The organism is Enterobacter cloacae complex sp. CARB60, from assembly GCF_036487345.1.
Classification (GTDB): Bacteria; Pseudomonadota; Gammaproteobacteria; order Enterobacterales; family Enterobacteriaceae; genus Enterobacter; species Enterobacter asburiae_D.
The window spans coordinates 4,622,261-4,647,887 of sequence record NZ_JAZKLC010000002.1 but is presented as its reverse complement, the minus strand read 5'-3'; the positions used below and the strand labels follow the sequence as shown (position 1 = coordinate 4,647,887).

General features: G+C 56.8%; 25 protein-coding genes. 12 read left to right on the top strand and 13 right to left on the bottom strand.

Features of this window, described 5'->3' with window-relative positions; all coding sequences use genetic code 11:
- From V4835_RS23365 to V4835_RS23335, 7 genes are read left to right on the top strand one after another with little or no spacing between them, the layout of a single operon-like run.
- Positions 1–777, top strand: coding sequence for an AfsA-related hotdog domain-containing protein (locus tag V4835_RS23365; protein ID WP_331413932.1), 777 nt, complete (start codon positions 1–3; stop codon positions 775–777).
- Positions 770–1,603 (top strand): hypothetical protein, encoded by an 834-nt coding sequence (locus V4835_RS23360; RefSeq protein ID WP_331413931.1) that lies wholly within the window; start codon positions 770–772, stop codon positions 1,601–1,603. The genes V4835_RS23365 and V4835_RS23360 overlap by 8 nt, the downstream gene beginning before the upstream one ends.
- Before the next feature lie 7 nt (positions 1,604–1,610).
- Positions 1,611–1,835 (top strand): tautomerase family protein, encoded by a 225-nt coding sequence (locus V4835_RS23355; RefSeq protein ID WP_047347457.1) that lies wholly within the window; start codon positions 1,611–1,613, stop codon positions 1,833–1,835.
- 3 nt (positions 1,836–1,838) lie between these two features.
- A complete protein-coding gene (locus V4835_RS23350; protein ID WP_331413929.1) occupies positions 1,839–2,489 on the top strand; it encodes an HAD family hydrolase in 651 nt (216 codons plus the stop codon).
- 21 nt (positions 2,490–2,510) lie between these two features.
- Positions 2,511–3,731, top strand: coding sequence for an MFS transporter (locus tag V4835_RS23345; RefSeq protein ID WP_063145141.1), 1,221 nt, complete (start codon positions 2,511–2,513; stop codon positions 3,729–3,731).
- Positions 3,718–4,131 (top strand): carboxymuconolactone decarboxylase family protein, encoded by a 414-nt coding sequence (locus V4835_RS23340; protein ID WP_047347459.1) that lies wholly within the window; start codon positions 3,718–3,720, stop codon positions 4,129–4,131. The genes V4835_RS23345 and V4835_RS23340 overlap by 14 nt, the downstream gene beginning before the upstream one ends.
- Positions 4,128–5,303 carry an acetyl-CoA C-acetyltransferase gene (locus V4835_RS23335; RefSeq protein WP_331413926.1) on the top strand — a complete coding sequence of 392 codons (1,176 nt, stop codon included), beginning with the start codon at positions 4,128–4,130 and terminating at the stop codon, positions 5,301–5,303. The genes V4835_RS23340 and V4835_RS23335 overlap by 4 nt, the downstream gene beginning before the upstream one ends.
- 67 nt (positions 5,304–5,370) lie before the next feature.
- Here V4835_RS23335 and V4835_RS23330 read toward each other — a convergent pair whose 3' ends face one another.
- Entirely contained in the window at positions 5,371–6,369 is a 999-nt protein-coding gene (locus V4835_RS23330; RefSeq protein ID WP_063145143.1) for an aldo/keto reductase, read from the bottom strand.
- Between the two features lie 207 nt (positions 6,370–6,576).
- On the opposite strand from V4835_RS23330, the gene nepI reads away from it, so the two are divergent.
- Complete coding sequence (nepI, locus tag V4835_RS23325; protein ID WP_331413925.1) at positions 6,577–7,767, top strand: purine ribonucleoside efflux pump NepI; 1,191 nt, start codon at positions 6,577–6,579, stop codon at positions 7,765–7,767.
- Between the two features lie 47 nt (positions 7,768–7,814).
- On the opposite strand, the gene V4835_RS23320 is transcribed toward nepI, so the two are convergent.
- From V4835_RS23320 to V4835_RS23295, 6 genes are all read right to left on the bottom strand, one after another.
- Complete coding sequence (locus V4835_RS23320) at positions 7,815–8,720, bottom strand: EamA family transporter (RefSeq protein ID WP_331413924.1); 906 nt, start codon at positions 8,718–8,720, stop codon at positions 7,815–7,817.
- A gap of 134 nt (positions 8,721–8,854) precedes the next feature.
- Positions 8,855–10,234, bottom strand: coding sequence for a carbohydrate porin (locus V4835_RS23315; protein WP_331413922.1), 1,380 nt, complete (start codon positions 10,232–10,234; stop codon positions 8,855–8,857).
- Between the two features lie 136 nt (positions 10,235–10,370).
- Complete coding sequence (locus V4835_RS23310; RefSeq protein ID WP_029741865.1) at positions 10,371–10,673, bottom strand: PTS lactose/cellobiose transporter subunit IIA; 303 nt, start codon at positions 10,671–10,673, stop codon at positions 10,371–10,373.
- Positions 10,674–10,678: 5 nt separating this feature from the next.
- Positions 10,679–12,055, bottom strand: a complete 1,377-nt coding sequence (locus tag V4835_RS23305; protein WP_331413921.1) for a glycoside hydrolase family 1 protein — start codon at positions 12,053–12,055, stop codon at positions 10,679–10,681.
- Positions 12,056–12,072: 17 nt separating this feature from the next.
- Entirely contained in the window at positions 12,073–13,398 is a 1,326-nt protein-coding gene (locus V4835_RS23300; RefSeq protein ID WP_032662003.1) for a PTS sugar transporter subunit IIC, read from the bottom strand.
- An 11-nt stretch (positions 13,399–13,409) separates the two neighbouring features.
- Entirely contained in the window at positions 13,410–13,724 is a 315-nt protein-coding gene (locus V4835_RS23295; protein ID WP_010426508.1) for a PTS sugar transporter subunit IIB, read from the bottom strand.
- A 293-nt stretch (positions 13,725–14,017) separates the two neighbouring features.
- Here V4835_RS23295 and V4835_RS23290 point away from each other — a divergent pair, with 293 nt between their 5' ends.
- Positions 14,018–14,968 (top strand): LacI family DNA-binding transcriptional regulator, encoded by a 951-nt coding sequence (locus V4835_RS23290; RefSeq protein WP_042714383.1) that lies wholly within the window; start codon positions 14,018–14,020, stop codon positions 14,966–14,968.
- 61 nt (positions 14,969–15,029) lie between these two features.
- On the opposite strand, the gene V4835_RS23285 is transcribed toward V4835_RS23290, so the two are convergent.
- The 5 genes from V4835_RS23285 to V4835_RS23265 form a co-directional block, all read right to left on the bottom strand.
- A complete protein-coding gene (locus tag V4835_RS23285) occupies positions 15,030–15,326 on the bottom strand; it encodes a YicS family protein (RefSeq protein WP_023333976.1) in 297 nt (98 codons plus the stop codon).
- A 121-nt stretch (positions 15,327–15,447) separates the two neighbouring features.
- Entirely contained in the window at positions 15,448–16,812 is a 1,365-nt protein-coding gene (locus V4835_RS23280) for a TolC family protein (RefSeq protein WP_331413919.1), read from the bottom strand.
- Positions 16,812–19,922, bottom strand: coding sequence for an efflux RND transporter permease subunit (locus V4835_RS23275; protein ID WP_331413918.1), 3,111 nt, complete (start codon positions 19,920–19,922; stop codon positions 16,812–16,814). Before V4835_RS23275 ends, V4835_RS23280 begins: the two co-directional genes overlap by 1 nt.
- Positions 19,922–21,043: an efflux RND transporter periplasmic adaptor subunit gene (locus V4835_RS23270; protein ID WP_331413916.1), complete on the bottom strand. Its 1,122-nt coding sequence runs from the start codon at positions 21,041–21,043 to the stop codon at positions 19,922–19,924. Before V4835_RS23270 ends, V4835_RS23275 begins: the two co-directional genes overlap by 1 nt.
- Positions 21,044–21,191: 148 nt before the next feature.
- A complete protein-coding gene (locus tag V4835_RS23265) occupies positions 21,192–21,761 on the bottom strand; it encodes a TetR/AcrR family transcriptional regulator (RefSeq protein WP_252033452.1) in 570 nt (189 codons plus the stop codon).
- A 186-nt stretch (positions 21,762–21,947) separates the two neighbouring features.
- Here V4835_RS23265 and V4835_RS23260 point away from each other — a divergent pair, with 186 nt between their 5' ends.
- Positions 21,948–22,367 (top strand): GNAT family N-acetyltransferase, encoded by a 420-nt coding sequence (locus V4835_RS23260; protein ID WP_063145152.1) that lies wholly within the window; start codon positions 21,948–21,950, stop codon positions 22,365–22,367.
- On the opposite strand, the gene V4835_RS23255 is transcribed toward V4835_RS23260, so the two are convergent.
- Complete coding sequence (locus tag V4835_RS23255) at positions 22,364–23,011, bottom strand: TetR/AcrR family transcriptional regulator (protein WP_063145153.1); 648 nt, start codon at positions 23,009–23,011, stop codon at positions 22,364–22,366. The two genes, V4835_RS23260 and V4835_RS23255, sit on opposite strands and share 4 nt — an antisense overlap.
- A gap of 78 nt (positions 23,012–23,089) precedes the next feature.
- Between V4835_RS23255 and V4835_RS23250 the strand changes: the two genes are divergently transcribed.
- Both V4835_RS23250 and nlpA read left to right on the top strand, forming a co-directional pair.
- A complete protein-coding gene (locus tag V4835_RS23250; protein WP_063145154.1) occupies positions 23,090–24,589 on the top strand; it encodes an MDR family MFS transporter in 1,500 nt (499 codons plus the stop codon).
- Positions 24,590–24,776: 187 nt separating this feature from the next.
- Positions 24,777–25,577, top strand: a complete 801-nt coding sequence (gene nlpA, locus V4835_RS23245; protein WP_442877320.1) for a lipoprotein NlpA — start codon at positions 24,777–24,779, stop codon at positions 25,575–25,577.
- The last annotated feature ends 50 nt before the right edge of the window (positions 25,578–25,627 follow it).

The following is a 25,627-nucleotide window of genomic DNA, read 5'->3' as shown; positions in this document are numbered from 1 at the left end:
ATGAACTGTAAAAAGTTGGTTGTGGTTGGCGATAAATTTAATGAATTTGCCAACGGTAAAGATGTATTGACTATATCTCAGCTTGAATTATTGACTCAGATCCCTGCGAATATCATTGATAAAGAACACGAAATTATTGTTGGTCAGGGCGTGCGCAAGGATTTTGCCGGAAAAGTAATTTCAAACCAGGCAAGAAACGCAGTTCATGGTAATAAACTTAAAATGTGCTCTCTGGAAAAACTGGTTAGCGACCAAAAAAATGCACATTGCCATAAAAAGCTGGAACAGAACGTACTTATAGGGCCTGCGGAACAGGCTGAGCATAATCCCGATCTGTATGCTATGCCTTTGTTGATCGACGAGCGTTGCGAATTGATGGCGGATCACCAGACGGGCCAGCATATTCAGGGAATGCTGCTGGTTGAAGCCAGCCGACAGGCCTTTATCGGCGTCACCGAAGAGTTTATTTACCAGCAGGAAAGCGGGCGCTATTACGTCATTAATAGCATGGCAATCAATTTTGCCAGTTTTCTGTTCCCTTTACCGGCGCTGGTCCATTTTGAATTTCTGGAAAAAGATATTAACGACCGCCGGGGGCGTTTCAAGGCACAGGTACGCGTCACTCAGCACCAAACGCTTTGCGCAACAATGGATGTGTCGTTCACCGTCTATCCTTCCGCCCTGATTACAGAGAAAGAAAAATCTTTGGCTGAGGTTGCCATGCAGGCGGCCATCGTTCAGCAGCAAGGGGTGGTTCAGGGGGTAACGCATGCCTGAATTACGTAGCCAGAAATACCGTCTGGCTGCGACCACGCAGGGGCCGCTTTACCCCCCTGCGGAGGTCATGGACGGGAAGGGTAATTTTGTCGTGGTTGGCATGGTGCCCGTGGATAACGGTCTGCAGTGGCGAAGCGTCATTGTCTCACCGGACAGCGTGCTCCCGGCATTTGGGGAAATCGCACCCTATAACATTCTGTGTGATATAGAGAAAATGCCTCAGGACGCGCTGAAGGACATCATTCTTCATACTCTTCCTTTACCCATTCCGATGAACAACTATCGGATGATTTTCGCACCGGAACAGCGGCCGCACGCCAACAAAGAAAAGAGGCCGAGCGTGCCGCTTCATGACGGCTATATCGCAGATTATCGCAGCAGCGATGGAAAGCGAGACATCCAGCCTGTCACCCTCGCTGCCTGGCTTGAGGCAGAGGGAACTTTTGACGTCACGTTGTCCGAAGATAAAAAACGAGCACGGTTCACGTTTTCGTTCCGGAGTCTTGTTCCGGATAGCGTTTATACCGTGATGAGTCTCAGGGAAAACGATTTAGCCTCTGAGGCGCCGAGCAGGCCTGGCCCGCTGGGCATACCCAACGTATTTATAACCGATAGTGAAGGTAATGCCGAATATTGGGCTGAGTTAACCGATCCTTTTCCGGCACCGGAGAGGAAAGGAAACAGAATTATTAACGTAGTCGTACTTTATATGAGCTCGCGTCAGAGCTACGGCGGTGCAATTGGTTTTTACGGTCTTGGAGGCGATATCCATGCCCATTTAAAACTCAAAGGCCGTTCCTTCGATGAATTTACAACTATAGAGTGAGAAAAGTATGCCGTTTGTTCATGTGATGACCTGGCCGACGAAAGATGAAAATCAAATCATCAGGCTTCAGGAAGATATTACGTTTGCCGTTCACAAAAATACAGGTGCACCGCTGGATAAAATTTCCGTGGTAGTTTCTGAAATTCCGCCTTCCCGCTGGGCGGATGCAGGCGTGCCTGGTACGGATAAAGATTTCCCGGTTAAGAGTCGAAGAAAAAACTACGAGGAATAGGCCTTGCGTAAACACGCCGCATTTTTTGACGTTGATGAGACGCTTATAAATATTAAAAGTATGTTTGATTTCTATGATTTCTGGTGCAGGGAAAATAATCAACACGATCGTCTTCAACGCTTTATGTCTCGCTTTCGTGCCGACGTAAAAAACGGTGTGCCAAGGGAGACGCTGAACCGAGAGTATTATCGCCAGTTTAAAGGTGTATCTTGTCGTTATCTGGACGAAATGGGCGAGGAATGGTTCAGGCGTAAGCTGGAAAATGAGTTTTTTATTGATAGCGCCGTTGCAGCACTTAAAAAACATCAGAGCCAGAACATGTACACCGTATTTATATCGGGCTCTATGCTTCCGATTCTTTCACCCATTGCGAAATACCTTGGGGTAACGGATGTACTCTGTGCGCCGGTCATAATAAATGAAGCAGGTGAGTTAACAGGTGAAATCGGCCTGCCGCAAACAATTGGATCGGGTAAAAAAGACGCGCTTATGACGTTTTGCCGGGATAAGGAGATTAACCCGGCGGATTGTTATGCCTACGGTGACGATGTTTCGGATATTCCAATGCTCGAAGCCATCGGGCATCCCGTGTGTGTGGGAGAGCATTCCGCGCTTACCAGATATGCAACAGAAAAAAATTGGCACATTATTTAAACCATCATTGAGGTAAGTAGTATGACTTCAGAACTCTCTTTGCAAAATATGACGTTAAGGTCATGGCTTGCTTTATTCATTCTGGCTATTTCAACGTTTACTATTGTCACTACCGAACTGGCGCCGGTCGGATTATTAACGCCAATCGCAGAGGGGCTACAGTCTTCGGAATCCGCCGTGGGCATGACCGTGTCGCTTTATGCCTGGGTAGGGGCGTTGAGTGCGCTGTTTGCCTCAGTCTTTTTAGGCAATGTGGCCAAGAAACGCCTTTTACTCGTGCTCACCGTGGTGCTTCTGATCTCCAACATCATGGCCGCGACGGTAAACACCTACAGCACGCTGCTTAGCGCCCGAGTGCTGGGTGCGCTTGCTCACGGTGCATTCTGGGCGATGATCGGTGCAACGGCGGTTGCTATCGTTCCTGCCAGATATATTGGGGCGGCAACGTCAATCGTATTTGGTGGCGTCTCCGCAGCAAGCGTTTTTGGCGTGCCGGTATCCAACTACATTGGTATTCACTTCGGCTGGCGGCAGGCATTTTGGCTGATGGCCGCGCTGAGCGTAATTGCCTTTGTGGGTATTAGCGTGCTTGTTCCCCAGATCACCAGCAAAAGTGCGCTTGGCCTGGATGCACTTAAAGGCGTGCTGAAATCGTCTACCTTGTGGAAAATTTACTCCGCTACCCTGCTGGCCGTTACGGCCCACTTTGCCGCCTTTACGTACATTGAACCTTGGCTGCACACGCAGAGTTTACTGTCCACCGCGTTTATTCCCGCTGTGCTTTTTGTTTACGGCATTGCAGGTCTGGCCGGTAATTTCCTGACCGGCGTGTTGATTGATAAGTATCTCAAGCTGACGGTCTCTTTGTCTGTACTGCTGATCTGTGCGGTGCTGCTGTTCCTGGGTCTATCAGGTTCTTCGCTCTCTGCTGCGTTGATATTCATCAGCATGATTCTCTGGGGCGTTGCCGTGTCAGGAATATTTGTCGGCTTCCAGACGTGGGTTTTACGTATGGCCGAGGATAAAGCCTTCCCGGCCTCCGCAATCTACGTTTCGTTTTTCAATACCGCCATTGGTATCGGCGCGTCGGTCGGTGCCTGGATGGTTTCAGCATTTTCAATGCCGCTCCTGTATATCGTCGCCGGCACGGCCATCGGCCTGTCCGTTCTGCTTGTCGCGGTTATTCCTGCAACGTTGACCGCAAAACAGTCCCCTCTGGAGAAATCTTATGAGTCAAATTAATGACCGCACGCGCTATGGCAGAGAGATTATGGACCGTCTTGAAGCGGGACTCGCGGATAAAGTTACCCGCCGCCTGAGCGAGCTGGACCCGGGGCTGCCCGCCCTGATTACCGACTATGCGTTCGGGGATGTGGTGGGGCGTCCGGGACTGGATCTCAAAACGCGCGAAATGCTGACCGTCGCCTCGCTTGTGACGCTGGGTAATGCCATGCCGCAGCTGGAACTGCATATGAGAGGCGCGCTCAACACAGGCGTGACGCCGGAAGAGCTGCTTGAAATCGTGATACAGATGGCGGTGTATGCTGGCGTTCCCGCCTGTATGAATGGTCTTACTGCATACCGGGCGGCAATGGCCGCGACGGGTCATACCTTGCCAGGACTGAAAGGGGAAGGCGCATGAGCGAGGTTGTCATTATTGCAGCCCGCCGTACGGCGACTGGCGCATTTCAGGGCGCGCTTGCGGAGCATTCCGCCTCTGACCTGGGAAGTCGGGTCATTCAGGCGCTCCTGAAAGAATCTGGCATAGAGGCCGGTGATATCTCTCAGGTCATTATGGGGCAGGTACTTACTGCGGGTTGCGGGCAGAATCCGGCCCGGCAGTCGGCCCTGAATGCCGGATTACCGGTAGAAACGCAATGTCTGACAATCAATAAGGTTTGTGGTTCCGGGCTAAAGGCGGTCCATCTAGGCATGCAGGCGCTTCAGACGGGTGAGGCTGAGTTTGTTATCGCCGGCGGTCAGGAGAGTATGTCCAACGCGCCGCATATCGCCATGACGTCACGTAGCGGAACGCGGCTGGGTGATATCACTCTCAAAGATAGCCTGGTTTCTGACGGGCTCTGGGATGCCTTCAACGATTATCATATGGGTATCACCGCTGAGAATGTTGCGACGGAGTTTGGTATCAGCCGCGAAATGCAGGATGAGTATGCCCTTATCTCTCACCACAATGCGCTTGAAGCGCAGGCGCGCGGCATTTTTGAGCGCGAAATTGTGCCGGTTGAGTGGCTGACGCGAAAAGGCGAAACGATTTGCGTGGAGAGGGATGAAGGGCCGCGTGCAACCAGTATTGAAAAATTGACGAAGCTGAGGCCTGTCTTCCGAAAAGAGGGAACGGTGACGGCGGGAAATGCGTCATCGCTGAATGACGGTGCCGCTGCGGTGCTGCTTTGTACGCGTGATACCGCCGAAGCGCGTGGCTTGCCGGTTCTGGCTTCGCTGGGCGTGTTTACCAATTCCGGTATCCAGCCGGCATTAATGGGCGCAGCTCCGATTCAAGCCATTGCCGACTGTCTTTCCCGCTCGGGATGGAAGTCTGAGGATGTCGATCACCTTGAATCCAACGAAGCGTTTGCCGCCCAGGCGCTGGCGGTGATTCAGCAGGCTGGGATTTCCCCGGATCGTATCAATCCTTACGGCGGGGCCATCGCGCTTGGGCATGCGATAGGCGCATCTGGCTGCCGGATTTTGGTGACGCTGGTTCATTCCCTGGTCCGTAACGACGGCAAGCGTGGCGTCGCCGCACTGTGCGTAGGCGGTGGGGAAGGCGTCGCGTTGAGCGTTTATCGCTAACGGCACGGCGTATCTGTAGACATAAAAAAACCGGGTTTACCCGGTTTTTTTATTTCATGATGAGGTATCAGGCGTTCACGCCCTTCATACCCTCGGCGGAATAGCGATCGCCTTTGATCGCTATCCGACGATGAAGGTTGTTCAATGATTCAATGTCGTTCATATCAAGCACAATGTCGGCTGCTTGCGCATTCTCGGTCAGATAGTTGAGGTGCTTAGTGCCAGGAATGGGAACCAGCTTATCGTATTGCGCTAACAGCCAGGCAAGGGCAATCTGACCTGCGGTACAGCCGTACTTCGCCGCCAGCGGGTGGATGATATCAAGCAGCTGGCGATTATGATCGAGACTGGACTGAACAAAACGTTCGTTATTTCTACGGAAATCACCTTCTGCAAACTCGCTATTGTTGAGGTATTTTCCCGTCAGGAAGCCTCTGCCAAGAGGCGAGTAGGGCACCAGACCAATACCTAACTCTTTAACGACCGGCAGAATGCTTTCCTCGATATCGCGTGTCCACAGAGAATATTCCGTTTGCAGCGCGGTGACCGGATGGACTTCATGGGCCCGTCGCAGCGTTGACGCTGAAACTTCACAAAGACCAATATGGTTAATTTTACCTTCTTTAACGAGCGCACTCAGGCAATCCATACTCTCTTCGACCGGTGTTTCGTTGCTCAATCTGTGAAGGTAAAAGAGATCGATGCGTTCAACGCCAAGCCGCTTGAGGGACTCATTACAGCAGCGGATGATATAGTCAGGCGTATTGTTGATGGTGCGGGCGTAAGACTCGTCAGGCGAGCGATCGATGCCGCACTTCGTGGCTATTTTGAACTGCTCGCGAGTGCTTTTATCCAGCCCGGCAAGAAAATGACCGATTAGTCTTTCATTATGACCACGGCCATATAAATTTGCGGTATCAATAAACGTCACGTTCAGATCGATGAGGCTATGCAATACCTGCAGTGAGGCTTTGTCATTAGTCTGCCCATAAAATTCACTCAGACCCATGGCACCATAGCCGACAGCACTGACGGTAAGATTTTGAGATAAAGTACGTGTTTTCATAGTTTCTCCTTTTCAGACGCTATGATTGTTTCACCTCAAATGTGGATACTGAATTTTCATTTTCGTTATGCTGAAAAGGTATCAGTCGGTGACGATCTCCCTCCTGGCCCATTAAAAACGACAAAAGTTGTCAAATCGTTAAATTCGTCACACTTTTGATGATAAACTGCGCGACTTTTCCGCACGTTTTTATCTTCAGGTGACGCCATGACAGAACATATCCAGCCCACGACCAGACCGCAGACCAAAGAGGTTTCTCGCCCCAACTGGTCGGCCGTTTTCGCCGTGGCGTTCTGCGTCGCCTGCCTGATTACCGTTGAGTTTCTGCCGGTGAGCCTCCTGACGCCGATGGCGCAGGATCTGGGTATTTCCGAAGGCGTGGCGGGGCAGTCCGTTACCGTCACCGCCTTCGTGGCGATGTTCGCCAGCCTGTTTATCACCCAGGTGATTGGCACCATCGACCGCCGCAAGGTGGTCATCCTGTTCAGCGTGCTGCTGACGCTCTCCTGCCTGCTGGTCTCTTTCGCGGAAAGCTTCACCCTGCTGCTGCTCGGTCGCGCCTGTCTGGGGCTGGGGCTCGGCGGCTTCTGGGCGATGTCGGCCTCGCTCACCATGCGACTGGTGCCGGCGCGCACGGTGCCAAAAGCCCTGTCCGTTATCTTCGGTGCGGTCTCTATCGCGCTGGTGATCGCCGCGCCGTTAGGCAGTTTCCTCGGCGGGATTATCGGCTGGCGTAACGTCTTTAACGCCGCTGCGGTGATGGGCCTGCTGTGCATTATCTGGGTGTGGAAGGCGCTGCCGTCGCTTCCGGGCGAAGCGGCGCACCACAAGCAGAACATGTTTGTGCTGCTGAAGCGCCCCGGCGTGCTGGCGGGGATGACCGCCATCTTTATGGCCTTTGCCGGGCAGTTTGCCTTCTTCACCTACATCCGCCCGGTGTTTATGACCATGGCGGGCTTTGATGTCGATGGCCTGACGCTGGTGCTGCTGAGCTTCGGCATCGCCAGCTTTGTCGGCACCTCGCTGTCGTCTCCGTTCCTGAAGCGCTCCCTGAAGGTGGCGCTGGCGGGTGCGCCGCTGGTACTGGCTGTCAGTGCAGCGGTGCTGGTGCTGTGGGGTAGCGATAAGTGGGTGGCGTCGGCGATTGCGATTATCTGGGGCTTTGCCTTTGCGCTGATCCCGGTCGGCTGGTCGACGTGGATCACCCGCACGCTGGCCGATCAGGCGGAGAAAGCCGGGTCGATTCAGGTGGCGGTGATCCAGCTGGCGAATACCTGCGGTGCGGCCATTGGCGGCGTGGCGCTCGACCATCTGGGGCTGACGTCACCGCTGGTGATTTCCGGCACGCTGATGCTGCTGACGGCGCTGCTGGTGGCGGGGAAGGTTAAGGCGAAGTAGTGCTTTCTCCCTCTCCCGTGGGAGAGGGTTTGGGTGGGGGCATCAGGCTACGCCGATGTCTGAACCCGTCTTCTCGAATCCATCGAAATCAACACTACCGACGACACAATCAGCAGCGTTCCCAGCCAGTCCGGCAGGGTGAACGCCACGCCCAGCAAAATCACCGACAACAGCGCACTGCTCAGCGGCTCGGCGCAGCTCAGAATGCTCGCCTTCGGCCCGCCGATCATCTGTGCGCCTTTCAGATACAGGCTGAACGTCAGCGCCGTGCCAATCACCACCAGGTAGAAAAACGCTAGCAGCAGGCTGCCGTCAATCACAAAGGTGGTGCCGCGTCCGGCGTAGAACGGCGTCAGCATCAATCCGGCAATCAACATGCTCCAGCCAACAATCGGCAGCGTGCCGTAGCGGGCGATAAGCGTTGACGGATAGGTGGTGTAAAACGCGGCGGCAAACGCCGAGGCGATGCCGAAGAACAGCGCGGCAGGCGAGATGGAGAGCGAGGTTGGGTCGCCGTGGGTCACCAGCAGAAACGTACCGACAAGCGACGTCAAAATGGCCGACAGCACAAACACGCCGGGACGCTTTTTCCGCGCCAGGGCGAACCACGCCACAATGAGGGTCGGCGACAGAAACTGCAGCACGGTGGCTGTGGCGGCATTGGATTTTTCAATCGTCAGCAGGAAGGTGAGCTGTACGGTGAGCGCGCCGACGAGTGAGAAAATCAGCAGGCTGAGGGCGTCTTTGCGATGCTTGATGACCGAGAAAATCTTGTCGCCGTGAACGAAGGATAAGGTCAGCAGGATCACGCCGGTAAACAGCAGACGAACCATGGTCAGGTAAGGCGAAGAAATGTGGCTTTTCTCCATGATGTACTGCGCGCAAACGCCGGAACTGCCCCATAAAACGGCGGCAATCAGGACGTTCAGCATCCCTTTACGTGTGGAACCCATGTTCTCCCCTGCTATGTTGGTTTTTTTGTAGCATAACATGGGATCTTGCCGGGTGGCGCTGCGCTTACCCGGCCTACAAGGTTTTGTAGGCCCGTGCAAGCGCAGCGCCGCCGGGCGAAAAAAACGTCGCTGTACTAGAACCACGCCTCCCACATTGCGCCGACGTTGAAGTCGTCGAGGGTTTCGTCTTTGGTGCCGTTCACGCGCGCGGTGCGTTCGTTATCTACTTTGCCGCCGGTCACGTAGAAGCGCAGCATCGGGCGGAACTCCGGCCCCATGGCGATAGACATGTTCTGCGACAGGGTCAGCTTCCAGCCCTTGTTGTCGCCGCCGTTGTCGTAATCAACGTGCTGCCAGCCCGCTTCCAGCCAGGTGGAGTGAACGTCGTTCCACCAGTGCATTGGGCGCACGATGGCGTTGTAGTTCTTACGGTTGTCGGTCTTATCGCGGCTGTTGTCGTAGTCGTGGAAGGCGAGGATGTACTCCACCTGCGTCGCCTGGGTGAATTTGTACAACCCTTCGAAGCTGGCGTAGACCGTGGTCAGATCCTCGGTTTTGTTGAACACGCTGTTGTCCGCGTTATCGGAGTAGCGGGCAATCACCTTGTTCACGCCGCTGTCGTTGGTGTGGCTCAGCACCACGCCGCCCTGCCAGGCGTTCAGACGTTCATCGCTCTCCACGGCCTTGGAGTCAAAGCCGTAGTTGGCGTACAGCTCCATGTCGATCGGGCCGAGCTTCATGCCGTGGATTTTTGAGGTCGCGGCGTAGTTGCCTTTGTCGCCCGTGCCGGAACCGCCGGTACAGGTGATGCGCGACGGGTTCGCTTCGTCTTCCATCACTTCCGGGCTACAGGATTCCACCGCCGCGACGGCGGCCACGTCGAACTGCACGCCGCCGATGTCGAAGTTTTTCACCCCGGCGCCCTGGCCGTCGTGGTTCATCCAGAAGTAGTCGTTGATGCCCTGCTGCGGACGCTGGTGGAAGTCACGACCGGCCCAGAAATAGGCGTTCGGGTTAGAGGCCATAATGTTGGTCACCCCCGCGTAGGCTTTTTTCAGGTTAACTTCGTCGCCCCAGTGGTCGATCATCACGTTGATGTCCCAGATGGCGCCGTTTTCACCCTTGAAGGCCTTGGAGAGCTGGAATTCCCCGGCGTTGCCTTCGTTGCCCAGACGACCGATCGCGGACGCGCCGTTGTAGGAGCCGTCCACCGCCACGTATTTCTGATCGGCGGCCTGGAAGTGCGCGCCGTAGCGGGCGTAGCCGGTAAATTTAATGCCGAACGGGATCGCCATATCCGGGGACTGCGCCGCGCTTTGCGGCTCGGTCACCACGTCCGCTTTTTTGGCGACCGCCGCATCCATTTTGGCCTGACGCTCGGCCAGGGCTTTATCCACCGCTTTCGCCACAATGGCGTCGATTTGCTCCTGCGTGAATTCCTGCGCGAGCACGGAAATTGGGCAAAGCGCGGCGATAACCGCCATGGTTAATGGAAGTTTTTTAATCGTATTCATGGTTATCTCAATATAGTTTAATTTTATTCAGACAATAACCATCCCGCTCCGATCTGACAGAGTATGTCGCTATCATCAGAACAAGTGGATCTCTATTTAGGGTACAGAGGTATTACAGTAATTATTTCGCCATAGACTATCTCTGATATAAATGAATAATTTCTTCGGATAATTCACGCGCTAATAAAGAATTCATTAAATGATCCTGCGCGTGCACCATAATTAAGGTCATCGGCTGGCGGCCTTCGCCCGCGTCCTGCTCGATCAGTTTGGTCTGCATCTTGTGCGCCTGGCGCGCGTAGCCGTCGGCTTCGCGCAGCAGGCTTTTAGCTTCGTCTATGTTGCCCTGACGCGCCGCGTGCAGTGCCTCAAAGCACAGGCTGCGGGACTGTCCGGCATTGACGATAATTTCCATTACGGCTTCTTCTAGTGCGATCATCATCATTACTCTTTTTCAAAACTATTTTTTAAGGCGGTGGCGGCAAACCACTCTCCGCTTTTCTTGATGGTACGCTGCTGCGTCTTTAAATCGAGCTGAATAAATCCGTAGCGATTTTTATACGCGTTGCACCATGACCAGTTATCAATAAACGTCCACATATGATAGCCAAGACAATTACACCCTTCGCTAATACCCTTATGCAGCCAGGCTAAATGTTCGGAAATAAAATCAATGCGGTATTGATCTTTTATCTGGCCGTTTTCAATAAAGCGCTGCTCATTTTCGACGCCCATGCCGTTTTCAGAAATAAAGCAGCGAGGGTTGCCGTAATTGTCGCGCAGGTTAACCAGAATATCGTAAATACCCGGCTCGTAGATTTCCCAGCCGCGGTACGGGTTCATCTTGCGGCCCGGCATCTCGTAGCTATCAAAGAACCACTCCGGCATAAACGGCGCCTGCGGGTTCACCGCGCTGTCGCGACACTTCACGCGACGCGGCTGATAGTAGTTCACGCCGAGCAGGTCGATTTTCCCTTCCGCAATCAGGAAGCCGTCTTCCGGTTTACAGGCGGGTAATTGATCGTAGGATTTCAGCAGCGCGACCAGGTCTGCCGGGTATTCCCCTCGCAGGACCGGGTCAAGGAAGCTGCGGTTAAACATCAGGTCCGCAATGTGCGCCGCCTTCACGTCTGCCGGGTTCTGCGAGCGCGGATACGACGGCGTCAGGTTCAGCACGATGCCAATCTCCCCCGCGTAATGCCCGGCGCGGTAAGCCTGAACCGTCTTCGCGTGGGCCAGCACGGTGTGATACGCCACGGTGGCTGCCCGCTGGAAATCCACCACGTTCGGATAGTGGAAGTCGTACAGATAACCGCCTTCCACCGGCACGATCGGCTCGTTGAAGGTAAACCAGTGCAGCACGCGGTCGCCAAACAGCTCGAAGCAGATCTGCGCATAGCGGGCGTAGGCGTCCACCACGTCGCGGTTTTCCCAGCCGCCGATGTCCTGCATCGCCATCGGCATGTCGAAGTGGAACAGGGTGATAAACGGAGTGATGCCCTGTTCATTCAGCTCATCAATGACCTGATTGTAAAAATCGACCGATTCCGGGTTCACTTCACCGATGCCGTCGGGGATCAGGCGCGCCCAGCTAATCGAGGTGCGAAAGCTGTTGTGGTTCAGCTGCTTTAACAGCTGAATGTCCGTTTTCCAGTGCTGATAGAACGTGGAGGTCTGCTGCGGCCCCACGCCGTTGTGAAAACGGTTCGGCTCGCGGGCAAACCAGTAATCCCACGTGGTTTCCCCCTCTCTTGCCCCTTCCGTCTGGAGAGCGGAGCTTGCGCTGCCCCACCAGAAATTATCGGGAAATGCGTATTTCATGACTCTTCCTCTTTGACTTAATTGCTGGCGGTCTCAGCGGCGCCAACGGTTGCCTGGGCTTTCTGCTCTTCGTTTTTGATGAGCGTACGCTCATAGGCGCGCAGGAACGGCAGGTACATCAGCGCGGACATCACCATACAGACCAGGCACATCACCACCGGGCTCAGCGCCCAGTTCGCCGCCCACGAGGCGCCAATCGGCGCAGGGGTGGTCCACGGGGTCAACGACACAACCTGTGCCAGCCAGCCGAGTTTGGTTGCGCCGTACGCCAGGCAGGCGTTGACCAGCGGAACGAACACGAACGGGATAAACAGCATCGGGTTCATGATGATCGGCGCGCCGAACAGAATCGGCTCGTTGATGTTAAAGAAGCTTGGCACTACGCCCATTTTGCCGATGGTGCGCAGGTGGGTAACGCGGCTGCGCAGCAGCAGGAACGCCAGCGGCAGCGTGGAGCCTACGCCGCCAATCAGCAGGTAGTGATCCCAGAAGCCCTGCAGGTAAACGTGCGGCAGCGCCGCGCCTGCAGCCAGCGCCGCCTGGTTTGCGGAGAGGTTCGCCATCCAGAACGGGTTCATGATGCCGGTGACAATCAGCGAGCCGTGAATACCGGCGAACCAGAAGATCTGGCACAGCAGCACGGAGAGCAGAATGGCGGGCAGGGAGTCAGAGGCGGACACCAGCGGCTCCAGCAGGTGCATGATCGCCTGCGGGATGATCATCCCGGTCTGCGCTTCAATGAACAGGTTCAGCGGGTGCAGCGTACCGATCACCACCATCACCGGGATCAGGATCTCGAACGAACGCGCCACGCCGGTGGGCACTTCTTTCGGCAGGCGAATGGTCACGTTGTTCTGCTTCAGCCACGCATAGACGCGGGTGGAGTAGATGGCGGTGATAAGCGCGGTAAAAATCCCCTGGCCGGAGAGATACTGGGTCGAGATTTTGCCATCGGCATACGGCGCGGCGACCAGCAGGAAGGCCATAAAGGCCAGCAGGCCGGACATCACCGGGTCGAGGTTAAACTGACGCCCCAGGCTCGCCCCAATCCCCACCGAGATGAAGAAGGTCATCACGCCCATGCTGAGGTTAAACGGCAGCATCAGCTGCTCGCGGTAGGTCTGGGAGAAATCCAGCCAGCCGCGGGCGAAGCTGTTGGTGGTATCCGCCGAGAACGGCGGGAAGATGAACACCAGCATAAACGAGCCGATGATCATAAACGGCAGCGCGGCGGTAAAGCCGTCGCGGATGGCAATCACATACTTTTGCTGGCCGAGCTTGGCGGCCAGTGGGGTAATTGACTGCTCAATCACCGCGACCATGGATTGATATAACGAACTCATGTGAACACCTTTTAGTGTGCCGCTTCGATGAGCGACAGAGCATAGTCCAGTACTTTATCGCCACGCTGCATGCCGTAGTCCATCATGTCGATGGGCTGTACCGGAATGCCTTGCGTCGCCGCCTTGTCTGAGAGCGTCTTTAACATGTATTTCACTTGCGGTCCGAGAAGGACAACCTGGTATTGCGGAAACTGCGTATCAAATTCGGAAACACCGTACGCATCAATCTTCACCGGCAAACCGCGTTCTTTCGCGACATCGACCATTTTGCTGACCAGCAGGCTGGTGGACATCCCGGCAGAGCAGCACAGCATAATCTTGAACATCGACAACCATCCTCTAAATGTAAAAAGTTATTGCGAGGATGATTGGACATTATACGGAAACCGGTTTCCATTCATAAAAGACAGAAGTGTGATACCCATCAAGATCCCTTGCTTATGAGGCTAATTAACCGGATGCGCATCACATAATTTGGCTGTTTTGACATCATTTTGAGTGGAAACGGAAAATCGGTTTCCATGGAAAACGGAAACGGATATACTCCGTTCTGGCTATAATGTGAGCCGAAGCGGTCATGGAATTTGCAGGCGCGAGGTAAGCCTGCCAGGGGAAAGAGATGTCGACAATCAATGATGTATCACGTCTTGCCGGGGTGTCTAAAGCCACGGTATCGCGAGTGTTGAGCGGGTCGCGTGGCGTAAAGGAAGCCAGCCGTCAGGCCGTACTGAAAGCGGTGGATGAGCTGAACTACCGGCCTAACGTGATCGCCCAGTCGCTGCTGAGCCAGTCGACGGGCTGTATCGGGGTCATTTGCGCGCAGGAAAACATTAACCAGACCACCGGTTATCTCTACGCGCTGGAAAAACAGCTCAGCCAGCATCAAAAACACCTCCTGCTGCGCTTCGCGCACAGCAAAGCGGAAGTGATGCACGCCCTTGAAGAACTCTCCTGCGGCCTGTGTGACGACATCCTGGTGATTGGCGCCCGTTTCCCGCTGGACGTGGATATGGAAAACGTCATTCTGGTCGACTGTATGGAGTCTGATAACGCCAACAGCATCCAGTTCGATCACGCGTTTGCCGCCGAAACCGCCTGTAACTACCTCACCAGCCAGGGGCGTCGCCAGATTGCGCTGATCCACCCGCACGGCAGCGGTTTTGCCGACCAGGTGCTGCTCGGCTACAAGCACGCGCTGGAGAAAAATTTCCTGCCCTTTAATCGCAACCTGGTCTTTATGGACGCCACCTCCTCATCCGTTGCGCTGCAGGAGCTGCTGAACAACGCCAGCACCCTGAATTTCAACGCGCTGCTGGTGGCGGACGAGCAGGAAGCCCAGCGGGTGATCCCGCAGCTGCAGGCGTTTAATAAATCGGTGCCGGACGACATCATGGTCTTCAGCCTTGGCGGATCGCTGCATCTGCCGGGTATTCCGGTGATCCCGGCGATTGAATATTCCATGGACGCCATGGCGGCGCGCATTGTCAGCTGGCTGACGGAGAAAACGCAGATGCTCGGGTCCTACGTTCTGCGTGGGGATTTGATCATTCCGGACATGCGTAAGCGTTAAAAATATTGTGTAGGCCGGGTAAGGCGCAGCCGCCACCCGGCGAGAAGCACGTTTCCAGCCCTCAATAATCTTCCATACAATCAACCTGGCCAATTGCGGCCCAGTAGGCGTCCAGGTTGTCGCGCTTGACGGCGGTGATGGCGTTTTTGATCAGCAGCTGATTGGCCTCGGAGGACAAAATCATCTCCTGCCAGGCCTTATCGCTCTGCTTTTTCTGTGGCGTACAGGTTTTCTTAATATCTTTCAGGACCTGCTGCTTTATTTGCGCCTCTTTCGCCGGATCCTCCTTTTCCTGAGCATGGACAAACGCGGCGAAGAGCAGACAAACCAGCAGGCAGACCAGGTGCGCAGCTTTCATCAACAACCCCCTTTAGAAGTCACATGCTTCCCATGAAATATATCGTTACATTCAGTGTAGCGATTCCAGCCGAAAGTATGATTTTCTCTTTTCTGCGCATGAGAATCGCCCACCGATAAGGTTACTGGATCCCCCCGCCCAGCGACTGCCACAGCGTGATGCGGTTTTCCAGGTCGGTTTGCTGCAGCGCGATCAGCGATTCCTGCGCCGACCACAGCGACCGCTGCGCGGTCAGCACCGTCAGATAATCCCCCGCGCCCGCCTTATAGCTGCGCGTTGCCACGTCCAGCGTTTTTTGCTCCGCCGCGACGTATTCGCGCTGGGCGTCGAGCTGCTCGCTCAGCGTTTCACGTCGCGCAAGGGCGTCGGCCACGTCCTTAAACGCGCTCTGGATGGCTTTCTCGTAGGTGGCGATCAGTCCCTTCTTCTCCGCTTCCGCGTAGCGCAGCTGTGCCAGGTTGTTCCCGCCGCTAAACAGCGGCAGGGTGATGGACGGTGCAAACGACCAGACCTTCATCCCGTGGCTGAACAGGGAGGAGAGGGAATCGCTGCCGACGCCCGCGCTGGCGGTGAGCGAGATGGTCGGGAAGAAGTTGGCGCGCGCCGCGCCGATGTTGGCGTTAGCGCTCAGCAGGTTATGCTCGGCCTCCTGAATATCCGGGCGACGCAGCAGCGCGCTGGAGCTGACGCCCGCCGGGATCAGCGTGATGGCGTTATCGCTCAGGCTCTCCAGCATGCCGGGCAGCAGGTTCTCCGGCACCGTATCGCCCGCCAGCAGATTAAGGGCATTTTTGTCCTGCATCACCAGCGTCCGGTAGCTCGCCACGCTGGCGCGCGCCTGCTGGTAAACCGCCATCGCTTCACTGACGTCCGTCGCCGCCGCGACGCCCACTTCCTGCTGGCGCTTCACAATCTTCAGCGAATTCGCCGCGCTCTCCATCGTGGATTTCGCCAGCGCCAGGTTGCTGTTATCCGCCGCCAGCGTCACCCAGGCCGTGGTCAGCTCGCTAACCATCGTCAGGCGCGTGTTCTGCGCGGTGAACTCGCTGGCAAGCCAGGTTTCACGCGCGGCGCGGGAGAGGCTCTGGTTGCGGCCAAACAGATCCAGCTCGAAGCTGGAGACCGCGCCGTTGGCTTCGTCGCTGGTGGTCACGCCGCTCGCCAGCGTGCGGCTGCGGGTGTGGCTCAGCTCCGCGTCCACCGTCGGGAACAGGGACGAGCGCGTTTCTCCGTACTGGGCGCGGGCGGCGTCGATATCCGCAATCGCTTTTTGCACGTCGCGGTTGCTGTTCAGCGCCATCGTCACCATGCTTTTCAGCCGCGCGTCGTTCATCACCTGCTGCCACTGGCTCACCACGGCAGTGGCTTCGCCGTGCGCGCCGGGTAAGGTTGCCGGGACGGGGGCGTCCGGGCGTTGATACGTTGGGTCTAACGACACACAGCCTGCGCTCAGCAGGGCTAAGACTAAAACAGAGACACGAAACATTATGACCTCCGGTTCGCGTGCTTACCGGAGAACAGACGTTTCACCAGTACAAAGAATAAGGGGACGAAGAAGATCGCCAGCAGCGTCGCGGCCAGCGTCCCGCCGATAATGCCGGTACCAATTGCCACGCGGCTGTTGGCACCTGCACCGGTTGCCACGGCCAGCGGCGTCACCCCTGCGATAAACGCCAGCGAGGTCATGACGATCGGCCGCAGGCGCGTCTGGGCGGCTCGCAGCGCGGCGCGGGTCAGGGAGTACCCTTCAGCGACTTTGGCTTCGGCAAACTCGACAATCAGGATGGCGTTCTTTGACGACAGGCCGATAGTGGTCAACAGCGCCACCTGGAAGTAGACGTCGTTGTTCAGGCCACGCAGGGAGGCGGCGACGGCCGCGCCCAGCACGCCAAGCGGGATCACCAGGATGACCGAAATCGGCACCGACCAGCTCTCATACAGCGCCGCCAGGCACAGGAACACGACCAGGATGGAGAGGGCATACAGGCTCATCGCCTGACCGCTCGCCAGTTTTTCCTGCAGCGACAAACCGCTCCACGCCCAGGTGCTGCCGGACGGCAGATTATTCGCCAGCTGCTCCATTGTGCTCATCGCCGTGCCGGAGCTCGCGCCGCTGGCGTTTTCGCCCTGAATCTCATACGCCGCCGAGCCGTTGTAGCGCACCAGGCTTTCCGGGCCATACTCCCAGCGGGTGGTGGCGAAGGCGGAGAACGGTGTCATGGTGCTGTCGCTGCCGCGCACATACCATTTGTTGAGATCGGACGGTACGGCGCGATAGTCGCTGTCGCCCTGGATGTAGACCTTTTTCACGCGGCCGCGGTCGATAAAATCGTTCACGTAGGTCCCGCCCCAGGCGCTGGAGAGGGTGTCGGTCACGTCGCTCAGGGACAGCCCCAGCGACACGGCCTTGTTGTTGTCGATATCTACCTGAAGCTGCGGCATCTGCGGCAGATCGTTAGCGCGCACGGCGTGCAGCGAGCTGTCCTGGTTGGCTTGACCAATCAGCTGGTTACGCAGCTTCAGCAGCGCGTCGCGGTCGGTGCCGCCGCTGGCCATCAGCTCAAAGGTAAAGCCGTTGCTCTGGCCCAGACCGTCCACCGCAGGCGGCGTCATGGCAAAGATGGTCGCATCGCGGATAGTGCTCAGCTCCTGCGTGGCGCGCAGGGCAATGGCCTGAGCGGTATTCTCATCGCCTTTACGTTCGGACCAGTTTTTCAGGGAGACAAACGCCATTCCGGCGTTCTGGCCGCTGCCGCTGAAGCTGAAGCCTTCAATGGTGAAGATAACGTTGGTGTTGGCTTTCTCGTTGGTGAGGAACCACTCGCGCACCTGGCGGCTGACTTCGGCGGTACGCACCGTCGTCGCGCCGGCCGGCAGGGTGTACTGCACCATGATTTCGCCCTGGTCTTCCGTCGGCAGGAAGCTGCCCGGCAGCTTAAGCATGGCGAAGCCCATCGCGCCGCAGAGCAGGGCGTAGATGACCAGCATGCCGCCGGAACGGCGCAGAGCGCGCAGGACCTTGTTCTGATAGCCGCGCTCGGTCCTGCTGTAGAAGCGGTTAAACGCGCCGAAGAAGCCCTTTTTATGCGGCGCCGTGTGGCTCAGAATCGAACCGCACAGCGCGGGCGTCAGGGTCAACGCTACCACTACGGAGAGGAGCATCGCCGAGATAATGGTGACCGAGAACTGGCGGTAAATCACCCCGGTGGAGCCGCCGAAGAAGGCCATCGGCAGGAATACCGCAGAGAGCACCAGCGCAATGGCGACCAGCGCGCCGGAGATTTCTCCCATTGATTTCTCGGTGGCTTCCCGCGCGGGCAGCCCCTCGTCGCGCATAATACGCTCGACGTTTTCCACCACCACGATGGCGTCATCCACCAAAAGCCCAATCGCCAGCACCATCGCAAACAGCGTCAGGGTGTTAATGGAGTAGCCGAACAGCGCCAGCACGCCGAAGGTGCCCAGCAGCACCACCGGCACCGCCAGCGCCGGGATCAGCGTCGCGCGGATGTTTTGCAGGAACAGGTACATCACCACCACCACGAGGATAATGGCTTCGAACAGGGTCTGAATCACGTCCTCAACGGAGATCTTGATGAACTCGGTGCTGTCTTTCGGGTAGGCCACGTCGTAGCCTTCCGGCATCGACTTTTTAAACTCGGCGATTTTATCTTTCACCGCCGTGGCGGTGTTGAGCGCGTTCGCGCCCGGTGAAAGCATGACTGCCATACCCGCCGCCGGGTGGCCGTTGAGCTTCGCGGTGGCGGTATAATCTTCGCTGCCCATCTCCACGCGGGCGACGTCGCTGATGTGCACGACCGCGCCGCTGGACTGGCTCTTCACGATGATGTTTTTAAACTGATCCACCGTCTGCAGGCGCGACTGGGCGCGCACGGTGGCGGTCAGCTGCTGGGCGTTCGACGAGGGCAGCGCGCCGATTTTACCGGCGGAGACCTGCACGTTCTGCGCTTCAATCGCGCTCTGCACGTCGGACGGCATCAGCGAGTAGGACGCCAGCTTCGCCGGGTCGAGCCAGATGCGCATGGCATATTCCGCACCGAATACCTGCAGGCTGCCGACGCCCTCCACGCGCGCCAGCGGGTCCTGCATATTGCTCACCAGCCAGTCGGCGATATCCGAGCTGCTGGCGGCGTCGGTTTTGTCGTACACGCCCATGATCAGCAGGAAGTTGCTCTGCGATTTCTCGACGGTAATGCCGGACTGCTGCACCTCGGTCGGCAGGCGCGATTCCGCCTGCTGGACCTTGTTCTGCACCTGCACCTGGGCGGTATCCGGATCGGTTCCCTGCTCGAAGGTGACGTTAATACTCACCGACCCGTCCGAGCTGCTGGTGGAGGTGAAGTAGAGCAGGTTATCCAGCCCGGTGAGCTGCTGCTCGATCACCTGCGTCACGCTGTTTTCCAGCGTCTGCGCGGAGGCACCGGTGTAGGTGGCCGAGATCTTGATCGACGGCGGGGCGACGTCCGGGTACTGCGCCACCGGCAGCGTGCGGATCGCCAGCATCCCGGCGAGCATGATAAGAATGGCGATGACCCAGGCAAAGACCGGGCGACGCACGAAGAAGCGGGAAAACATCAGGCGTTTCCTCCACTGGCTTTCATCTCTTCGGCTTTCACTTCCTGCCCGGCAGTCACTTTGTCGGTGCCTTCCACAATCAGCTTATCGCCCGCCTTCAGGCCGCTCAGCACCAGCCATTTGTCGCCGTAGGTGTCGCCCGTCTCCAGCTGACGCTGCTCGACCTTGTTGCTGGCATTGACCACCAGCGCGGTGGCGGCGCCTTTGGCATCGCGGGTGATGCCCTGCTGTGGGGCGAGGATCGCGTCGCTCATGACGCCCTCATCCACCCTGGCGCGAACGAACATGCCCGGCAGGAGCTGATGCTGCGGGTTCGGGAAGACGGCGCGCAGCGTGACCGAGCCGGTCGATTCATCCACCGCCACTTCGGTTAACGCCAGACGGCCTTTCTCGCTGTAGGTGCTGCCGTCTTCAAGGATTAACGACACGCTTAGCGTATCGCTGTTAGTGGCAAGGGTTTGCTTGCGTAAACGCAGCAGATCGGCGCTGGAACGCGTGAGATCGACGTACATGCTGTCCAGTCCGCGAACGGTGGCGAGCGCGGTATCCTGCTGGGCGGTCACCAGCGCGCCGGGCGTGACGGAGGAGATGCCGATGCGTCCGGCAATCGGCGCGGTGACGGTGGTCCAGTTGAGGTTAATGCGCGCGCTCTCCTGCGCGGCCTTCTTTGACTCAACGCTGGCCTTATCCTGCGCGCAGGTGGACTTCGCGTCCTCTGCGTCCTGACGCGACACGCCGTCGTCTTTCACCAGCTGCGCGTAGCGCTGGGCCTTCTGGCAATCGGCCGCTACCAGCGCCTGGGCCTGCTTCAGCGCCGCGGCGGCTTCATCGTAGGCGGCGCGGTAGCTGGAAGGGTCAATTTGATACAGCGCCTGTCCGGCTTTAACGGTATCGCCTTCGGTGAACAGCCGCTTCTGAATAATGCCGCCCACCTGCGGGCGCACTTCGGCGCTCATGGCGGCGGTGGTGCGGCCCGTCAGCTCGCTGACGACGGACACCGGCTGGCTCATGAGGGTGACAATCCCCACGTCCGGAAGAGGACGCTGGGGAGCAGATGTTTGCGCATTATCGCACCCTGTCAGGAGGAGTAATGCCGCGATGGAGGTTGTTATGGTTTTCATAATCTTTTTCCAGGGTGAACGATGCCTGCCCCGTTAATCGCTTAACAGGGAGGAGGGCTATTTAAAGGCACAGCGATACCGCATCTCTGGCTGAGCCAGAAATGTAAAAATGGGGAATTACTTATTCCCGCTAATTATTCATATGCGATTACTTCGCAGAGAAAAGCATATTTAAAATATCCTGATAAAGAGGCTCTAATTGTTCTGACGGTACTTTTAATGGCGTGAGTCGACGATAAATCGTCCCCTCAATCATCACGGCGGTAATCTCCACGCAGCAGCGAATATGCTCGTCGCTCAGGTGGGGAAACTGTTTTTTCAGATGCGCGCAGGCGTTGGCGAACATGCGCGATTCGGCTTCTATCAGCATCGTTGCCACCTGCGGATTGCGCGTGGCCTCAGCGGACATTTCCAGCATCAGCGCATCGTCATCTTCGTTGAGGGTCTGTCGCCAGGCGAGCGCCTGCGGCATCCCTTCTACCAGGGTTTTACCCTGCATTTCCTCGATGCGCGAGTCGATGATTCGGCGGATCATCTCTTCGATAATCGCGTCTTTGTTACTGAAATAACGGTAAATTTGCCCGACGCTAAGCTTCGCCTCGCTGGCGATCTGCGACATGCTGGCGGCATGAAATCCGCTGGCGCGAAAGCAGCGGCGCGCGGCGGTGACAATCTCGTCCTGGCGCAGTTTTTGTCGTTCTTCCAGTTTCGTACTCATCGTCGGCTACCGTGTAAAAGTGAGAATGATCGTTCTCAGTATACGTTTTAGGTGCGTATTGGAAAGGCTTTTTTTATTTACATATTGAATGAATATTTCCAGGGTTAAACAATGGAGGAAATAAGGAGTTTTTATGAAGGTGAAGCTGTGAGATATTCAGATTGCGCTCAAAATAAGGAGAACAAAATGCAGTTGAGCATCACTGAAAAAGTTACGCCGGAAGAAAAAGAAGAGTTATTAACGGGGCTGAGATCGTATAACGGGCAGTTTTTAGATCTGGCGACCTTCAGCGGGGATATTGGCGTTTACGTGCGGGACGAAAAAGGCATCATGCTCGGCGGGCTAATTGGGGTGCGTAAAGGCGACTGGCTGAATATTGATTTTCTGTGGGTCAGCGAGACCGTGCGCGGATCCGGCGTTGGCAGCCAGCTCATCAGAACGGCAGAAGACGAAGCCCGACGCAAAGGCTGCAGGCACGCGCTAGTGGATACGGCCAGCTTCCAGGCGCGCCCGTTCTATGAAAAACAGGGGTACCAGCTGCAAATGTCTTTGCAGGATTACCCCTTTGCGGGCATGCAGCGCCACTATCTGGCAAAAGCGCTTTAACCGCCTATCCCGGTACCGATTACGGCAAGCGCATGACGGACAATGATTTCCGGCGAGAGGGATTTTAGCCTCTCGTCATTGCGCATGCGTGAGAACGGCACTAGCACCAGGCTCAGCAGCGTGGTGAACAGCAGTTCCGGTGCCAGTTCATTATTCAGCTTCCCTTCCTGCTGCCAGCCTTTGATGGTGGCGAGCGTCGCCTGATATTTTTCATCGCCAAACCGCGCCTGGAGATGGGTGCGCAAAACGGGCATCTCACCGATCACTTCCTGCATCCACAGCGGTGCAAACCAGTGATGCTGTTCCGCCAGTTCGGCCAGCACCTTGACCATTTCCGTCAGGGCGTTCACCGGCGAATCCCGGTTATCGGCGAAAATCGATCCGATCCTCTCGCGTAACGGCAGAAAACGCTCCTCAATCATCGCATCCAGCAGCTGCTCTCGGGAGTTGAAGTAATAGTGCAGCATCGCGGGCGTGACGCCCGCCTCTTTGGCGATGGCGTTGAGTGAGGTGTTGGCGATCCCCTGACGGGAAAAGAGGTTCAGGGCGATATCCAGCAGCTGTTCGCGGCTGGCGGTGACGCGTTTACCCCCGCGAGGGCGGCCGGGGCGGCGCGGTTCAGAATTGTCTTTTAATGCTGGCATGACCACGGTGCCTCTTGATCTTATTCATCACTTCCACAAATATTAATTATGCGATTAATTAATTTCAAGCGATCTCTTATGGAATCCGACGTCATGACCCCAACCGCGCAAAAAGCGCCGTCGATTAAGCTGCTGTTCAGCGCGCTGCTGCTGGTGATGCTGCTTTCGGCGCTGGATCAGACCATTGTCTCTACCGCGCTGCCGACCATCGTCGGCGAGCTTGGGGGGCTGGATAAGCTCTCCTGGGTGGTGACGGCCTATATCCTCAGCTCCACCATCGTGGTGCCGCTGTACGGCAAGTTCGGCGATCTGTTTGGGCGTAAAATCGTCCTGCAAATCGCGATTGTGTTGTTCCTCGTGGGCTCCGCGCTGTGCGGGCTGGCACAGAACATGACCCAGCTGGTGCTGATGCGCGCCCTGCAGGGGCTGGGCGGCGGCGGCCTGATGGTCATCAGCATGGCCGCCGTGGCGGACGTGATCCCGCCTGCCGATCGCGGGCGCTATCAGGGGCTGTTTGGCGGCGTATTCGGGCTGGCGACGGTCATTGGGCCGCTGATCGGCGGGTTTATCGTCCAGCACGTCTCCTGGCGCTGGATTTTCTACATCAACCTGCCGCTGGGGCTGTTTGCCCTGCTGGTGATTGGTGCGGTGTTCCACGGCAGCGCGCGGCGCAGCAAGCACGAGATTGACTATCTGGGGGCGATTTACCTCAGCATGGCGCTGCTGTGCATCATCCTGTTTACCACCGAAGGCGGCACCGTTCGCCAGTGGAGCGACCCGCAGCTGTGGTGCATTCTGGCCTTTGGCCTGACGGGCATTGCCGGGTTTATCTATGAGGAGCGGCTGGCGTGGGAGCCGATCATCCCGCTGTCGCTCTTCCGCGACCGCAGCTTCCTGCTCTGCAGCCTGATTGGCTTTATCATCGGCATGTCGCTGTTTGGCTCGGTGACCTTCCTGCCGCTCTATTTGCAGGTCGTCAAAGATGCGACCCCGACGCAGGCCGGTTTGCAGCTGATCCCGCTCATGGGCGGGCTGTTGCTGACCTCCATTATCAGCGGGCGGATCATCAGCCGTACCGGGAAATACCGTCTGTTCCCGATCCTCGGCACGCTGCTCGGCGTGGTGGGAATGTTTTTACTGACCCGCATTTCTATCGCGTCTCCGACCTGGCAGCTGTACCTGTTTACCAGCGTGCTGGGCATGGGGCTGGGCCTGGTGATGCAGGTGCTGGTGCTGGCGGTGCAGAACAGCGTGTCGGCGGATCAATACGGCGTAGCCACCTCTGGCGTCACGCTGTTCCGTTCCATTGGCGGGGCCATTGGCGTCGCGCTGTTTGGCGCGGTGTTCACGAACGTTCTGCAGTCAGGGCTGGTCGACAGGCTGCCTGAAGGGGCGGAACTGCCGCGCGAGCTGAACCCGACCGCCATTCATCATTTGCCAGACGCCCTGAGGCTGGACTATCTCGATGCGTTTGGCTCGGCCATTCACGCGGTGTTCTTGCTGGCGGCGGGGATTATGGTGCTGGCGTTTGCGCTGTCGTGGTTTTTACGTGAGGCGCCGCTGCGTCGGCAGGCGTGACTCCATAGCCCGGTGGCGCTTTGCTTACCGGGCCTACAACACCTCCGCGCGTAGGTCGGGTAAGCGTAGCGCCACCCGACAATAGGCCGCATATAACGTATCCTTCTTATTGATTCTTTTTCGGTTTTTATTTCAGCGTCTCGTTGTCGATATAGTCACTACACCATTTATCAAAAGGAACTGTCTTGTGAAACGTCGATTGGGTGCTCTGGTACTTGCTGGCCTGCTGCTGGCAGGATGCGATCAAAGTGGCAATGATGCCAAACACATTAAAGTGGGCGTCATCAACGGCGCTGAACAGGACGTGGCGGAAGTCGCCAAAAAGGTGGCAAAAGAGAAATATGGTCTGGACGTGGAGCTGGTCGGCTTCAGCGGCTCGCTATTGCCCAACGATGCCACCAACCAGGGAGAACTGGATGCCAACGTCTTCCAGCATCGCCCGTTCCTCGCAGAAGATAACAAGGCGCATGGGTACAAGCTGGTGGCCGTGGCGAACACCTTCGTCTTCCCGATGGCCGGCTATTCCCGCAAAATCAAATCCGTGTCTGACCTGAAGGACGGGGCAACCATTGCCATTCCAAACGATCCGACCAACCTCGGCCGCGCGCTGTTGCTGCTGCAAAAAGAGAAGCTGATTACCCTGAAGCCGGACACCGGGCTGCTGCCAACGGCGCTGGATATTACCGCCAACCCTAAACACCTGAAAATCATGGAGCTGGAAGGGGCGCAGCTGCCGCGCGTGCTGGACGACCCGAAAGTGGATGTCGCCATCATCAGCACTACCTATATTCAGCAAACCGGGCTGTCGCCGGTGCATGACAGCGTCTTTATTGAAGACAAAAACTCGCCGTACGTGAACATCGTGGTGACGCGCGAAGATAACAAGGACGCGGAGAACGTGAAGGCGTTTATCCAGTCGTATCAGTCGCCTGAGGTGGCAAAAGCGGCGGAGACGATCTTTAACGGCGGGGCAGTGCCGGGCTGGTAAACGTTCTGACGGAAGACGGGTTGCTTAAATTGGCCCGATTCCATCGGTAA

Coding starts and splice junctions, on each gene's coding strand:
- V4835_RS23300 (WP_032662003.1), bottom strand. CDS start 13,398: ATGAGTTCGTTATATCAATCCATGGTCGCGGTGATTGAGCAGTCAATT.
- V4835_RS23290 (WP_042714383.1), top strand. CDS start 14,018: ATGTCGACAATCAATGATGTATCACGTCTTGCCGGGGTGTCTAAAGCC.
- V4835_RS23360 (WP_331413931.1), top strand. CDS start 770: ATGCCTGAATTACGTAGCCAGAAATACCGTCTGGCTGCGACCACGCAG.
- V4835_RS23250 (WP_063145154.1), top strand. CDS start 23,090: ATGGAATCCGACGTCATGACCCCAACCGCGCAAAAAGCGCCGTCGATT.
- V4835_RS23345 (WP_063145141.1), top strand. CDS start 2,511: ATGACTTCAGAACTCTCTTTGCAAAATATGACGTTAAGGTCATGGCTT.
- V4835_RS23310 (WP_029741865.1), bottom strand. CDS start 10,673: ATGATCGCACTAGAAGAAGCCGTAATGGAAATTATCGTCAATGCCGGA.
- V4835_RS23260 (WP_063145152.1), top strand. CDS start 21,948: ATGCAGTTGAGCATCACTGAAAAAGTTACGCCGGAAGAAAAAGAAGAG.
- V4835_RS23340 (WP_047347459.1), top strand. CDS start 3,718: ATGAGTCAAATTAATGACCGCACGCGCTATGGCAGAGAGATTATGGAC.
- V4835_RS23280 (WP_331413919.1), bottom strand. CDS start 16,812: ATGTTTCGTGTCTCTGTTTTAGTCTTAGCCCTGCTGAGCGCAGGCTGT.
- V4835_RS23270 (WP_331413916.1), bottom strand. CDS start 21,043: ATGAAAACCATAACAACCTCCATCGCGGCATTACTCCTCCTGACAGGG.
- V4835_RS23285 (WP_023333976.1), bottom strand. CDS start 15,326: ATGAAAGCTGCGCACCTGGTCTGCCTGCTGGTTTGTCTGCTCTTCGCC.
- V4835_RS23365 (WP_331413932.1), top strand. CDS start 1: ATGAACTGTAAAAAGTTGGTTGTGGTTGGCGATAAATTTAATGAATTT.
- V4835_RS23255 (WP_063145153.1), bottom strand. CDS start 23,011: ATGCCAGCATTAAAAGACAATTCTGAACCGCGCCGCCCCGGCCGCCCT.
- V4835_RS23275 (WP_331413918.1), bottom strand. CDS start 19,922: ATGTTTTCCCGCTTCTTCGTGCGTCGCCCGGTCTTTGCCTGGGTCATC.
- V4835_RS23305 (WP_331413921.1), bottom strand. CDS start 12,055: ATGAAATACGCATTTCCCGATAATTTCTGGTGGGGCAGCGCAAGCTCC.
- nepI (WP_331413925.1), top strand. CDS start 6,577: ATGACAGAACATATCCAGCCCACGACCAGACCGCAGACCAAAGAGGTT.
- V4835_RS23355 (WP_047347457.1), top strand. CDS start 1,611: ATGCCGTTTGTTCATGTGATGACCTGGCCGACGAAAGATGAAAATCAA.
- V4835_RS23320 (WP_331413924.1), bottom strand. CDS start 8,720: ATGGGTTCCACACGTAAAGGGATGCTGAACGTCCTGATTGCCGCCGTT.
- V4835_RS23265 (WP_252033452.1), bottom strand. CDS start 21,761: ATGAGTACGAAACTGGAAGAACGACAAAAACTGCGCCAGGACGAGATT.
- V4835_RS23315 (WP_331413922.1), bottom strand. CDS start 10,234: ATGAATACGATTAAAAAACTTCCATTAACCATGGCGGTTATCGCCGCG.
- V4835_RS23330 (WP_063145143.1), bottom strand. CDS start 6,369: ATGAAAACACGTACTTTATCTCAAAATCTTACCGTCAGTGCTGTCGGC.
- V4835_RS23335 (WP_331413926.1), top strand. CDS start 4,128: ATGAGCGAGGTTGTCATTATTGCAGCCCGCCGTACGGCGACTGGCGCA.
- V4835_RS23295 (WP_010426508.1), bottom strand. CDS start 13,724: ATGTTCAAGATTATGCTGTGCTGCTCTGCCGGGATGTCCACCAGCCTG.